The organism is Pedobacter sp. ok626, assembly GCF_900100435.1.
GTDB lineage: Bacteria > Bacteroidota > Bacteroidia > Sphingobacteriales > Sphingobacteriaceae > Pedobacter.
Genome location: NZ_FNEX01000012.1, coordinates 84306 through 98243, shown reverse-complemented (window position 1 = coordinate 98243; position 13938 = coordinate 84306). Strand labels below are relative to the sequence as shown.

Genomic DNA, 13938 nt, shown 5'->3' with positions numbered 1-13938 from the left:
TATATTAAGATGAAGAAGAAAGTTGTTTTAGCTTTTAGCGGAGGTTTAGATACCTCATTTTGTTGCATTTACCTTGCTCAGGACCGTGGACTTGAGGTTCATTCTGTTATTGTAAATACAGGAGGTTTTTCTGATGAGGAATTACAGGAAATTGAAAAGCGCGCTTACGCTCTTGGTGTAGTTTCTCATGCTGTAGTTGACGAAACTACAAATTATTATAACGGCTGTATTAAATACCTGGTTTTCGGTAATGTATTAAAAAATGCTACCTACCCACTTTCTGTTAGTGCAGAACGTGTAAGTCAGGCAACAGCTATTGCCAACTACGTTAAAAAGATTGGTGCTGATTACGTAGCCCACGGTAGTACAGGCGCAGGTAATGATCAGGTACGTTTTGATATGATCTTTAATATCATCATTCCTAATGTAGAGATCATTACACCAATTAGAGATTTAAAATTATCCCGCGAAGCGGAAATAGAATACCTGAATGCACATGGTGTGGAGTATAGCGCTGAAAAAGCGAGATACTCGATCAATAAAGGACTATGGGGAACTTCAGTTGGCGGAAAAGAAACTTTAACTTCTAACGAGACTTTACCTGAAGAAGCATGGCCTACACAAGTTTCTGAAACAAAACCACGTAAACTTAGCCTAGCTTTTGAAAAAGGAGAGTTAGTTGGTATTGATGGCGAAACCTTGGCACCAGTTCAGGCTATTCAAAAATTGCAAGCCATTGCACAGCCGTATGGCATCGGTAGAGATATCCATGTTGGTGATACAATTATTGGTATCAAAGGACGTGTGGGTTTTGAAGCTGCGGCTCCAATCGTAATTATCAAAGCACACCATACGCTTGAAAAACATACGTTAACCAAATGGCAGCTTTCGTGGAAAGAACAATTGTCTACTTTTTATGGCAACTGGTTGCATGAAGGTCAATTTCATGACCCAATTATGCGCAACATCGAAGCTTTCTTAACTGATACTCAGAAAGTCGTTAGCGGAACGGTATTTGTAGAATTGTTGCCTTATCGCTTCAATATTATTGGTATTGAGTCTGAGCATGACTTAATGAGCAATAAATTTGGTAGTTATGGCGAAATGAATAATGCATGGAGTGGCGAGGATGTAAAAGGATTTTCTAAGATTTTTGGTAACCAGGTAATGATCTGGCATAAAGTAAACGGACATGATTAGAGCAGGTATAGTTGGTGGTGCAGGATATACAGGAGGTGAATTAGTTCGCATCCTGATCAATCACCCTTCTGTAGAAATTAAATTCGTACACAGTAAGAGCAATGCTGGAAACCTGGTTTCTGATGTGCATACCGATTTACTTGGCGATACGGATTTGCGTTTTTCTCCTTCGCTTACTTCTGATATTGATGTGTTATTTCTGTGCCTTGGACATGGGGATTCGAAACTGTTTCTAGAGAACAACGACATTAACAAAGCGATCAAGATCATTGATTTAAGTCAGGATTTCAGATTGAAAGTGAATGCGGGTACGCGCTGGGCTTATGGTTTGCCAGAGCTGAACAGAGAAGCTATAAAAAACAGTAATTTTATTGCTAACCCTGGTTGTTTTGCAACTTGCATTCAATTAGGCTTGCTTCCACTGGCTGCTAAAGGCTTGCTGAAAAACGAAATACATATCAATGCAACAACCGGATCAACAGGTGCGGGACAAGGCTTGTCGGGAACATCACACTTTAGCTGGCGCAATAACAACTTGTCAGTTTATAAGGCATTCGAACACCAGCATCTAAATGAGATCGGTGAAAGCCTTAGACAGCTAAATAAAAAGTTTGAGCAGGTATTGAACTTTATCCCTCAACGTGGCGATTTTACAAGGGGTATTTTAGCGGCGATGTATTTGGAAAGCGATCTGACAGCCGAAGAAGCGCAACGTATTTACCGTGATTATTATGCTAAGCATCCGTTTACGCACGTAAGCAAAATGAATATCGATTTAAAACAGGTAATAAATACCAATAAAGCAGTTGTACATGTAGAAAAACATGGTACCAAGCTGTTTATTGTAAGTATCATAGATAACCTGTTAAAGGGTGCAAGCGGACAAGCAGTGCAGAATATGAATTTAATTTTTGGATTGGAAGAGACCGAAGGACTCCGGCTAAAGGCAGTAGCATTTTAGTTTGAACGTTCTCAACGCTCTTTTATGTGCCGTCTTTGTGCCGATTTTTAGCATAACGGACGGGAATCCTTAATCCTTAAAAAATTAGATAAAATGAACTTATTCGACGTATACCCATTAAATAATATTGAAATAGTAAAAGCATCTGGTAGTAAAGTATGGGATGCTAATGGTCAAGAATATTTAGATCTATATGGCGGTCATGCCGTAATCTCTATTGGCCATACTCACCCACATTATGTAAAACGCTTAACTGATCAGCTTAATAAGGTCGGCTTTTACTCTAATTCTGTGCTTATTCCTTTACAAGTAGAACTAGCTGAAAAACTAGGTAAAGTTTCGGGAAAGACCGATTTTCAGCTATTTTTATGTAATTCAGGAGCCGAAGCGAACGAAAATGCGCTAAAGTTGGCCTCTTTTTACAATGGAAGAAAAAAGGTAATAGCTTTTAAAGGGGCTTTTCACGGCAGAACTTCTTTAGCGGTTTCTGCAACAGACAATCCTAAGATTATCGCTCCGGTAAATGAAACTGACAACGTTATTTTCTTACCTCATAATGATGAAGCTGCTCTGGCAAATGCTTTTGCAGAATACGGAAATGAAATTACAGCCGTAATCATCGAAGGCATACAAGGTGTTGGTGGTATTAAAGAGGCTTCTGTTAGCTTTTTACAAAAAATCCGTTCACTTTGTGAACAGTACAATGCCGTTTATATTGCGGATAGTGTGCAGTGCGGTTACGGCAGAACGGGTAAATTCTACTCGCATGATTACGCCGGTGTTGATGCCGACATCTATACCATGGCAAAGGGAATGGGTAATGGTTTCCCGATAGGAGGGATTTCTATTGCGCCTAAGTTTAAGCCTTGGCATGGTATGTTGGGTACTACTTTTGGTGGTAACCATTTAGCTTGCGCAGCTGCATTGGCAGTTTTGGAAATTATTGAACAGGATAATCTGTTAAAAAATGCGGAAGAGGTTGGTACTTATCTGATCAATGAATTAAAGCAAATAGAAGGAATAAAAGAAGTGCGTGGTCGTGGCTTAATGATCGGAATAGAACTTCCTGAAACCCTTCCAAACGTAAAAAAAGACTTACTATTTAAACATAAAATCTTTACTGGAGAGGCAAAGCCTAATGTAATCAGACTATTGCCTGCTTTAAATTTAACTAAGGATCTGGCAGATCAATTTTTGAATGATTTTAAAACCGCTTTAAAAGGATGAACCAATTCACCTCAGTAAATGATGTGCAAGACATCGGCCAATTGGTTAAAGATGCATTGGCACTTAAGGAAAGCCCATACGCACACCAGCACCTGGGTAAAAATAAAACCCTGGGTCTGGTTTTTTTAAACCCAAGTTTACGTACTCGTTTAAGCACCCAAAAAGCTGCCCTTAATTTAGGGATGAATGTGATGGTGATGAACATGGATAAAGAAGGTTGGGCACTAGAAACTCAAGATGGTATAGTGATGGACGGAACTACCGTAGAGCATATTCGGGAGGCTGCCGCTGTAATGGGGCAGTACTGTGATGTGCTGGGCTTGCGCTCTTTTCCTAAATTGTTGAACCGTGAAGAGGATTATAACGAAGACTTTTTCAATAAATTTATAAAATATTGTAAGGTTCCAGTGGTTAGCTTAGAAAGCGCTACCCGTCATCCTTTGCAGAGTTTGGCGGATCTGGTTACGATCAAAGAAACCTGGAAAGGAACTGCCAAACCTAAAGTTGTTTTAGCTTGGGCACCACACATTAAAGCATTGCCACAGGCGGTACCTAATTCTTTTGCGGAGTGGATGTGTAAAGCGCAGCAAGAAGAAATGCTTGATTTTACCATTGCTCAGCCTAGTGGTTACGAGTTAAATGAAGATTTTACACCTGGAGCCAATATTACCCACAACCTCGATGAGGCTTTGGCCGGTGCAGACTATATCTACGTTAAGAACTGGTCTAGCTACAAGGAATATGGTAAAGTATTGCCTTATCCAGAAGGCTGGATGCTTACCAATGATAAATTAAAACCGACTAACGATGCTAAGGTAATGCATTGCTTACCAGTTCGCCGCGATTTGGAGCTTTCGTCAGAAATATTGGACGGCCCTAATTCATTGGTGATCCACGAAGCGGGAAATCGCTTATGGGCAGCGCAGGCGGTATTAAAGCAAATGCTTGAGAAACTATAAGGCATATGAAAAAGAAACTAAGTGTAATTAAAATCGGGGGTAACGTTATTGACGATTCGGAAAAACTACATCGGTTTTTACTGGACTTTACTGCGCTTCCGGGCGACAAGATTTTAATTCACGGTGGTGGAAAAATTGCTACGGAACTGGGCGTTTCGCTTGGCGTAGAGGCCAAAATGGTGGAAGGTAGACGTATCACTGATATAGAGACACTTCGAGTGGTAACTATGGTGTATGCCGGTTTAATTAATAAAAACATGGTTGCCCAGTTACAGGCAAAAGGTTGTAACGCAATAGGGCTTACTGGTGCTGATGGTAACATCATAAAAGCGGTAAAGCGACCTGTAAAGGATATAGACTATGGTTTTGTAGGTGATCTGGATGCTTCATCTGTTTCCTCTAAAACACTGGCTAGCTTGTTGGATGCGGGATTGGTGCCGGTGCTTTGCGCCATCACCCACGATGGGCAAACACAGCTTTTAAATACAAATGCTGATACCATTGCTTCGGCAGTGGCGGTGGCAATGTCGGATTTATATGAAACTTCGTTAATCTACTGCTTTGAAAAGCGGGGAGTAATGCGTGATATAGATGACGATAGTTCATTGGTGACAGAGATAAAGATGGAGCAGTTTGACACTTTAAAAAGTGAAGGTGTGGTTTCGGGCGGAATGATCCCTAAATTGCATAATGCTTTTGAAGCAATAAAAAGTGGTGTATCAGCCGTATACATTGGTAAAGCTGATGAGTTGCCACAGATTAATGGAAATAATTTCGGAACCAGATTAATAAAGTAATTATGAACAAGTTTAAAGGCAGCATTGCTATTTTAGGAAGCGGAAACATTGGTATCTCTTTAGCCAAAGGCTTAGTTAAATCTAATTATGCCGAACCCGGACAGATCAGCTTAACCAGAAGGAATATTTCGGGCTTAAGTGCTTTGGCCGAGCAGGGTTTTGTGGTTAGTGATGACAACGCGGCCGTAGTTGCAAATGCTGATATTGTTGTTCTGGCGGTATTGCCACAGCAATTAAACAACTTGTTATCCCAAATAGAAGGCGTTGTTAATGCCGATAAACAAGTGTTTATTTCTGTAGCGTCTGGTGTAAGTTGTATCGACATCCGGAGTAAATTGGGCGAAAGCGTACAGGTGGTTAGGGCGATGCCCAATACTGCGATCGCCATTGGACAGTCTATGACTTGCGTGGCTACTGATAATGCAACTGCCGAGAATGTGGCGGAGGTAATCAGAATGTTTGAAACCGTAGGTTCTGTGGTTAAAATTAACGAGGATCTTATGACTTCGGCAACCGCTTTATGTGCCTGTGGTATTGCATTCTTTTTAAGAGCAATCAGAGCAGCGTCGCAAGGTGGAGTAGAGATCGGTTTCCATGCCGATGAAGCTTTAAAGATGGCTGTACAAACTGCGAAAGGGGCTGCAGACTTACTATTATTGATGCAATCACACCCAGAGCAGGAAATTGATAAGGTAACTTCACCTAAAGGCTGTACTATAGCAGGATTAAACGAGATGGAGCACAATGGCTTTAGCTCATCATTAATAAAGGGGATTAAACTTTCAGCAATTAAAGCGGGTGCTTTATATACAAAAGAATAGATATGATGATAGCGGGACTGCAAAAAGATAGTTTAGAGTTGCTGAAACAATTGATTAGCATCCAATCCTTTAGCAAGGAAGAAGATAAAACAGCTGATGCAATTGAGCATTTTTTGCAGCAGAAAGGGATAAAAACCAATCGCAAATTGAATAATATATGGGCTTATAACAAGCATTTTGATGCGGCTAAGCCGACATTGCTTTTAAATTCGCACCATGACACGGTAAAGCCAAATACAGGTTATACGCGCAATCCTTACGATCCCGCGGTTGAAGGCGGTAAATTATATGGCTTGGGTAGTAATGATGCCGGAGGATGCCTTGTATCGCTTATAGCGACCTTTCTTTATTACTACGATCAGGAAGGATTAAATTATAACATTTGCTTAGCCACTACAGCTGAGGAAGAAATATCTGGTAGTAACGGCTTAGAATGTGTGCTGCCTGATTTAGGTGAACTGGAGTTTGCTATTGTGGGTGAGCCTACTCTAATGAACCTGGCTATTGCCGAAAGGGGATTACTGGTTTTAGATTGTACTACACACGGAAAAGCGGGGCACGCGGCGCGAGAGGAAGGGGATAACGCCATTTACAAGGCTTTAAAGGATATTGAATGGTTCCGAAACTATCGTTTTTCTAAGGTGTCTGAAGTTTTTGGTCCTTTAAAGATGTCGGTTACCATTATCAATGCAGGTTCTCAACACAATGTTGTGCCTGCAACCTGTACTTTCACCGTTGATGTGCGGGTAACAGATGCTTATACAAATGAGGAGGTGTTAAAGATCATCCGTACAAATGTGGATTGCGATGTGCAGCCCCGTTCTACACGATTAAAACCTTCATCTATTGATAAAGCACATCCAATAGTTGAGGCTGGATTGGCTTTAGGCCGTACTACCTATGGTTCGCCTACTACCTCTGATCAGGCATTGTTGAGCATTCCTTCTTTAAAAGTTGGGCCTGGGGATTCTGCCCGGTCGCACATGGCTGATGAATATGTCTATGTCAACGAAGTTGAAGAAGGTATCGAGCTTTATATCGCAATGCTGAAACCAGTAGTTGGAGGCAAATAGATTAAATTTTAAAAATTGACACATGAAGATCTGGCAAAAAAATATTGATGTAAATAAGGATATTGAAACATTTACAGTGGGTAAAGACAGGGAACTGGATTTACAAATGGCAGCTTTTGATGTTTTAGGTTCACTTGCTCACGTAGAAATGCTGGAAAGCATAGGCTTGCTTACTGCCGATGAGCTTGCCGAGATTCAAAAGGAACTTAAAAATATTTATACTGAAATAGCGGCTGGAAAGTTTGTTATCGAAGATACCGTTGAAGATGTACACTCCCAAGTAGAGTGGTTGTTAACTCAACGAATTGGAGAAGCCGGTAAAAAAATACACAGCGGACGTTCGCGTAATGATCAGGTTTTAGTTGATCTGAAACTTTATTTCAGAAGTTGCATCGAAGAAATGGTGGGCAATACCAACGTATTGTTCGGACAGCTGATTTCGTTGAGCAATACGCATAAGGATAAATTGCTGCCAGGCTATACGCACCTACAAATTGCTATGCCTTCTTCGTTTGGACTATGGTTTGGTGCTTATGCCGAAAGTTTGGTGGATGATATGGAATTGATGTTGGCCGCATGGAAAATCTGTAACAAAAACCCTTTGGGTTCTGCTGCTGGTTATGGCTCTTCTTTTCCTTTAAACAGAACGATGACTACCGCTTTGCTAGGCTTTGAACGCTTAAATTACAATGTGGTTTATGCGCAGATGGGTAGGGGTAAGACAGAAAGAATTTTGGCGCAGGCCATGTCCTCCGTTGCTGCTTCTCTAGCTAAAATGGCGATGGATGTTTGCTTGTTCATCAATCAGAATTTTGGGTTTATCAGCTTCCCAGATGAGTTAACTACAGGATCGAGCATCATGCCGCACAAAAAGAACCCTGATGTATTTGAGTTGATTCGTTCACGTTGTAATAAGATTCAGGCATTGCCAAATGAGATCGCCTTAATGATCACAAACCTGCCTTCAGGGTATCATCGCGATTTGCAGTTGTTAAAAGAGAATCTTTTCCCTGCAATCACTTCTTTGAATGAATGTTTGGAGATGACCACTTTCATGCTTCAGAACATTACCGTAAAAGACCATATTCTGGATGATAAAAAGTATGCTTATTTATTTAGCGTAGAGGTGGTAAATGAGCTTGCCTTAAATGGTACTCCTTTTAGAGAAGCGTATAAAATTGTTGGCGAGTCTATCGATAATGGCACTTTTGCTCCTGGTAAGGCGGTAAATCATACGCATGAAGGAAGTATAGGAAATCTTTGTAATGGGGAGATTGAAGAAATGATGTCAGAGATCTTGTCGCAGTTTAAATTTGAAAAAACACACCAGGCTATCGAGAAATTGTTGGCGTAAATAAGATTTTAACGTAATAACAAAAAACGCCTGTATCAATACAGGCGTTTTTTGTTATTTAAACTCGGATGTTTTATGGAATTCGATATCCGGATAATCCCGCATCGTCATATTGATCATGAACTCATTGTCGGCCAGATAAACCGGATTACCGTCTTTATCCTCACCGATATGTGCTTGTTTCCTTTTCAGGAATTCAGCAAGTTTAGTCTTGTCTTTTGAAGTTACCCAGTTGGAACGTGTGTAGCTTAGCATCCTGAAAGCCGCCTTAGCACCATATTCATGTTCCAAACGGAAGGCAATTACTTCAAATTGAAGCTCACCAACTGCACCAACTACCTTACGATTTCCGGGCTGCATCACAAACAATTGTGCTACCCCTTCCTCTGTAAGCTGTTGTATGCCTTTTTCCAGCTGTTTTGTTTTTAACGGGTCTCTGTTCTCCAACTCCTTAAATATCTCGGGAGAGAAGCTAGGAATGCCCTTAAATTGAAGTTTCTCGCCTTCAGTAAGGGTGTCGCCTATTTTAAAGTTGCCGCTGTCATAAAGACCCACCACATCACCTGGCCATGCTTCTTCAACGATGCTTTTTTCGTTGGCCATGAAATCCATTGGGTTGGAGAATTTCAGTTTCTTATCCTGACGGGTGTGGTAATAAAATTTATTACGCTCAAACTTGCCGGAGCAAACCCTCAAGAAGGCAATTCTATCTCTGTGTTTTGGATCAAGGTTGGCGTGAATTTTAAATACAAAGCCCGAAAAGTTCTTTTCTTCTGCAGCTACTTCACGCTGCTCTGCCTCACGTCCTTTCGGACTTGGAGCAATATTGATGAACGTATCCAACAATTCTTTGATACCAAAGTTATTGATCGCACTACCAAAAAACACAGGTGCCAACAATCCTTCGATGTACATGCTTTTGTCTAAATCGCCGTAAACGCCATGTACAAGTTCCAAATCACCTTTTAATCCTTCTAATTCTTTAGGTTTTAAGAACTTATTTAGATTCTCGTCGTTTAAGTCGTTCACCTCAATTACTGGTGCACTGATTTTTGATTTATCAGGTTCAAACAGGTTTAAGTGTTTGTTGTATATGCTGTATACGCCTTTAAAGGTGTGTCCCTGACCAATTGGCCAAGATAAAGGACACAGGCTGATGTTTAATTTATTTTCAATCTCGTCTAGCAAATCGAAGGCTTCTTTACCTTCACGGTCCATTTTATTGATAAAAATGATTACCGGAGTGTTACGCATTCTACAAACAGACATTAGTTTCTCTGTTTGTTCCTCAACTCCCTTCACACAATCCACAACAAGGATTACGCTATCTACTGCCGATAAGGTACGGTAAGTGTCTTCCGCAAAATCTTTGTGACCAGGTGTATCTAGGATATTGATACGCTTACCGCTATATTCAAAGCCCATTACGGAAGTAGCTACAGAGATACCACGCTGTTTCTCTATCTCCATAAAATCGGAAGTATTGCTCTGGTTGGCCTTATTGCGTTTTACCGCTCCAGCCGTATTAATGGCACCGCCAAAAAGCAGGAATTTTTCTGTTAATGTGGTTTTACCGGCATCGGGGTGACTGATAATGGCAAATGTTTTTCGTTTTTCTATTTCTGGGTGAATCATAAAGAATTAAGCCTGTGCGTTCAACGCGGCTGCAAAGATAATTATAATATATAAAAATTCGTGCCTGCGTAAAAGCATTGCATTTGGGCCATCTTGCTCTTCCAAATTGGAAGAGCAAGATTTTAAATCCTTCACAAGGTTAAGGTTTCTTCACACCTGGTTCACACCTCCTTCACACCAAAGCCACAAAAAGGTACCTTTTTGTGAAGAAAGTGTGTCCAATGTGTGGATCATGTGAGGACTATTCCCTAAGCATGTTTAGTTTCTGGGTTCAATTTATGTAGGGTCTATTTGCCTTCATAGAGGATACTGGTCGCCATAATCATGGGGTGGAGATGTTCATAGAAGGCGATCAAATTAGCTCGTTCTACGTTATTCAAAAATTCTTTTTTGGTATAATAACTTTGCGTCATCATTTGGCGAAGGTATTCAAGAGTATCGTCTATTGGATAATCAGCAAAAAAAGATTTTAGAATTTCATTGGCAACTTCTTGTTGCTCAGCTTTGGCGCCGGATGGTCTTTTGTGTAGATACTGTTGGTGATTCATATGCTCATTTTTAAGCTTTAAAAAATGAGTCTCCGAGGATTTAGGAGTTGCTTGCGGTGGATTTCGTTTTTTAATGAAACGAAGGTGTACTATAGCAGACTCTACGTAAACCCGCCATCTTTCGGGCTTCTGACGACCTTGAACCCGCGGATTACAATAGAGCCCATAACGCTATAGTGCACCTTCAAAAGTACAACAATATTTGTTACGGGCATTAATCTATTGTCTCGGTTCATATTGTCAGAATTTTGAAAGATGAGACTCTAATTAATACCTCATTTAAGAAGTAAACGATATGTTGTGCTGTTTCTTTATTTCATTGGCCGGGTTTTTAGTTGTCCTTGTTTTATGAGTTGTTACGTTTTTTAAAGATAAATATAATATTATTAATAAACATAATTTCTGTAAAATTAACTAATAGTATTAAATGGCTTATATATTAGGCATTCAATCCCCCATCAATTGTAATGGCAGTACCTGTAATAAACTTTCCTTCTTCACTGGCCAGATAGGCAACCAGGCCCGCAATATCTTCACCTGTTCCGTAGTCTGAAAGTGCCATGCGGCTTCTCAAAAAATCGGCTAGGTCGGTATTTGAAGGGTTCATGTCGGTATTAATTGGACCCGGCTGTACAAGGTTTACAGTAATGCCCTTAGCGCCCAGATCTCTGGCTAGCCCTCTCGTAAAACCTGTAAGCGCGGCTTTACTCATGGTATATAAAGTGGTTTGAGGGCCGACTGCGTTCTCAGCCATGTTGCTGCCAATAGTGATGATTCTACCATTATTGGGCATACTAGGAGCCACAGCGAGGGCTGCTACATATATCGCTCGAACGTTTATCGCCATGATCTCCTCATAATCTTCGAGTGTATGAGATTCAAATTCCTTACCAATGTAGATTCCGGCATTACTCACCAAAATGTCTATAGGGCCGAGTTCTGTAATGGTTTTTTGGATAGCAGCGGTTAAGGCTTTCGGGTCAATACTGTCGGCTTTCACAGCAGAGGCTTGCCCGCCATTCGCCTTAATTTCTGCGGCTACCGCTTCTGCTTTTTCCTTGGATTTAGAATAGGTTAATACTACCGTTGCACCTTCTTCTGCCAGTCTTTTGCTTATCGCTGCACCCATTCCACGGCCACCACCGGTAATAAATGCGATCTTGTTTTCTAAACGTTTCATACTATTTTGTTATTGATTTCTATTCAAAAGTAGATACTATTGCATATTTTTATAGGTATACATTAAATTGTCAGGTACTAACAAAAAGGTAAGAAATGAGAAAGGAATCATCTACGAATACTATCAATGAAAAACAGATTAACGACAGTTGCGGCATGGCCTATTCTTTATCTGTATTAGGGGGGAGATGGAAGCCTGCGATACTTTGCAGGTTGATGCACCAAACCATGCGATACAGTGATTTGAAGAATTCGATAGTACAAATTTCTGAAAGGATGTTGGTTTCGCAATTGCGCGAACTGGAAGCTGACCAGGTAGTGAAGCGGACGGTATATCCGGTGGTTCCGCCAAGGGTAGAATATGAACTCACCCCACTCGGTTTAAGTATGAGGCCGATGTTGAAAGCGATGTCAGACTGGGGCAATATGCATAGGAGCAAGGTTAATCCGGATGCAGATATTGTGGTGTCGGACTTTTAGTTTATGGCAAATAAAAAGGGCACCCTGGTTTTGGGCGCCCTATTCTATTGATTCGTTTGGCTAATTTCTGCCACCACGTGCTGGTCTTTCACCACCACCTTGATTGCCTCTGCCTTCACTACTTCTTTGAGGCTGTTGCTGTTGTACGCGCTCCGGCCTTTGTTGCTGTTGCTGCGGTGCAGGTCTGCTTTCCTGACGCTGAGGCTGTTCCTGTCTTTGCGGACGTGGAGCTTCAGGTCTTTGCTGTTGCTGCTGAGGCTGTTGAACCGGTCTGCTTTCCTGACGTTGAGGTCTTTCCTGTCTTTCTGGACGTGGCGTTTCCGGTCTTTGTTGTTGCTGCGGCTGCATTTGAGGCTGTTGTGTCGGTCTTTCCTGACGTGTTGGGCGCTCTACTTGCGGCTGCGAAGGGTTAACTTGTTGTGGCCTTTGTGCCGGATTTTCCCTACCTGGTGTTACCCCTTCTGGCCTTTGAGGACGAGATCCAGGATTTTGAGGATATTCAGTCCTACCCGGTCTTGAACTGTTACCTTCAGTGGGTCTTGTATTTCCCTCTGGACGTGTAACACTCGGCCTATTGACATTCCCTTGGTTTTCACCTCTCGAAGGACGACCGGTCGCTACTGATCCATTCCCTGCAGGGTTTCTATCGCCTCTTATCGCTGTAGCACCTTCTTGTCTAATCGCTTCTCTTGGCCTTGCATTTACATTCGAATTACCTCTGCTAGGTCTCGGCGTATAAATATTTACACTGTTCCCACTGATGTTAGTTCGGCTCGGTCTGCCAGTGTTATTTAAATTGTAAACCCTTACATCCTGTCTGGTGGCACGTCTAATATCATCAGCCCTTGGGCCAGAATAATAAGTTCTGCTGTTGCGTACATAAGTGTTATTAATGATAACAGTGTTGTTTATGTAAACCGTATTTCTGCGCGAATAGTACCTTGGGAAACTGTCGTAATAGATATTCCTTTGCGGAATAAATACCCACCATAAAGAAGGGATGTTAAAGCTGATGTTGATGTTCATGCCCGGACCCATCGGTGCCCATCCATAATATCCATCTCCACTTCTCCAACTTACCCATGCCGGTCCCCATGTGGTATCCGGAATCCAAACCCACTCATTGTAGTTGTTGTAAACCCATCTTCCATAGTGGAACGGTGCCCAACCCCAATCATAATTCGAAACCCAGGTGTTACCGTATTCAGTCATTACCCAACGACCATTTGTGTAATAAGGTCTAAAATCGCTTTGCTGGCCTACGTCTGGTCTCCAAACGTAACCATATTGAGGATCCTGAATCCAGGTTCCGTAGGGAGACAGTTCATCATAAAAAGATTGTAACGACACATCGTCTCCCTGTGCCATAACCTTTTGTGTTGTCCCGGTTAGCATGAGCAGTAGCCCAAGTACTATAGCCGGTAATTTGATCATGTTTTTCATTTTGTGTGTGTTTAATTTACCTAACGCTTTTAACGTATCAATTTGAGTTCCAAAAATTACGAATAGTTTAATGTATCTACTAAAATATTACATTGTAGTGTTTCTAGGCGTCCTAATTAAATTTGCTTATCTTGTGGTTAGACCCATTTTAATTTAAAATTACTGTATACAATTTAAGGTTTTTTAAGCGATAGGGCTGGGTTTAAATGCTAAGATTACTTATAGACCACACTATTTAAATGAGGAAATATGCGCTTTACC

General features: G+C 41.2%; 13 protein-coding genes. 9 read left to right on the top strand and 4 right to left on the bottom strand.

Going from position 1 to position 13938, the window contains the following annotated elements; all coding sequences use genetic code 11:
• Positions 1 to 9 precede the first annotated feature (9 nt).
• From argG to argH, 8 genes are all read left to right on the top strand, one after another.
• The gene (argG, locus tag BLS35_RS16865; RefSeq protein ID WP_090783192.1) at positions 10 to 1200 is read left to right on the top strand and encodes an argininosuccinate synthase; all 1191 of its coding nucleotides are present in this window, start codon (positions 10 to 12) and stop codon (positions 1198 to 1200) included.
• The gene (gene argC / locus BLS35_RS16860; RefSeq protein WP_090783190.1) at positions 1193 to 2161 is read left to right on the top strand and encodes an N-acetyl-gamma-glutamyl-phosphate reductase; all 969 of its coding nucleotides are present in this window, start codon (positions 1193 to 1195) and stop codon (positions 2159 to 2161) included. Before argG ends, argC begins: the two co-directional genes overlap by 8 nt.
• Positions 2162 to 2254: 93 nt before the next feature.
• Positions 2255 to 3388: an aspartate aminotransferase family protein gene (locus BLS35_RS16855; protein ID WP_090783188.1), complete on the top strand. Its 1134-nt coding sequence runs from the start codon at positions 2255 to 2257 to the stop codon at positions 3386 to 3388.
• Complete coding sequence (locus BLS35_RS16850; RefSeq protein WP_090783186.1) at positions 3385 to 4347, top strand: Rossmann-fold NAD(P)-binding domain-containing protein; 963 nt, start codon at positions 3385 to 3387, stop codon at positions 4345 to 4347. The genes BLS35_RS16855 and BLS35_RS16850 overlap by 4 nt, the downstream gene beginning before the upstream one ends.
• A 5-nt stretch (positions 4348 to 4352) precedes the next feature.
• Entirely contained in the window at positions 4353 to 5144 is a 792-nt protein-coding gene (gene argB / locus BLS35_RS16845; RefSeq protein ID WP_090783184.1) for an acetylglutamate kinase, read from the top strand.
• Between the two features lie 2 nt (positions 5145 to 5146).
• Complete coding sequence (proC, locus tag BLS35_RS16840) at positions 5147 to 5965, top strand: pyrroline-5-carboxylate reductase (protein WP_090783182.1); 819 nt, start codon at positions 5147 to 5149, stop codon at positions 5963 to 5965.
• A 5-nt stretch (positions 5966 to 5970) separates the two neighbouring features.
• A complete protein-coding gene (locus BLS35_RS16835; protein ID WP_090783441.1) occupies positions 5971 to 7038 on the top strand; it encodes a M20 family metallo-hydrolase in 1068 nt (355 codons plus the stop codon).
• Positions 7039 to 7060: 22 nt separating this feature from the next.
• Positions 7061 to 8392: an argininosuccinate lyase gene (gene argH / locus BLS35_RS16830; RefSeq protein WP_090783180.1), complete on the top strand. Its 1332-nt coding sequence runs from the start codon at positions 7061 to 7063 to the stop codon at positions 8390 to 8392.
• 54 nt (positions 8393 to 8446) lie between these two features.
• Here argH and BLS35_RS16825 read toward each other — a convergent pair whose 3' ends face one another.
• The 3 genes from BLS35_RS16825 to BLS35_RS16815 form a co-directional block, all read right to left on the bottom strand.
• Positions 8447 to 10027 carry a peptide chain release factor 3 gene (locus tag BLS35_RS16825; RefSeq protein WP_090783178.1) on the bottom strand — a complete coding sequence of 527 codons (1581 nt, stop codon included), beginning with the start codon at positions 10025 to 10027 and terminating at the stop codon, positions 8447 to 8449.
• A gap of 287 nt (positions 10028 to 10314) precedes the next feature.
• Positions 10315 to 10575, bottom strand: coding sequence for a hypothetical protein (locus BLS35_RS16820; RefSeq protein WP_090783176.1), 261 nt, complete (start codon positions 10573 to 10575; stop codon positions 10315 to 10317).
• 439 nt (positions 10576 to 11014) lie between these two features.
• Positions 11015 to 11755 (bottom strand): SDR family NAD(P)-dependent oxidoreductase, encoded by a 741-nt coding sequence (locus tag BLS35_RS16815; RefSeq protein ID WP_090783174.1) that lies wholly within the window; start codon positions 11753 to 11755, stop codon positions 11015 to 11017.
• 95 nt (positions 11756 to 11850) lie between these two features.
• Between BLS35_RS16815 and BLS35_RS16810 the strand changes: the two genes are divergently transcribed.
• The gene (locus BLS35_RS16810) at positions 11851 to 12234 is read left to right on the top strand and encodes a winged helix-turn-helix transcriptional regulator (protein ID WP_090783171.1); all 384 of its coding nucleotides are present in this window, start codon (positions 11851 to 11853) and stop codon (positions 12232 to 12234) included.
• A 60-nt stretch (positions 12235 to 12294) separates the two neighbouring features.
• On the opposite strand, the gene BLS35_RS16805 is transcribed toward BLS35_RS16810, so the two are convergent.
• Positions 12295 to 13677 (bottom strand): DUF6600 domain-containing protein, encoded by a 1383-nt coding sequence (locus BLS35_RS16805; protein ID WP_090783169.1) that lies wholly within the window; start codon positions 13675 to 13677, stop codon positions 12295 to 12297.
• Positions 13678 to 13938: the final 261 nt, after the last annotated feature.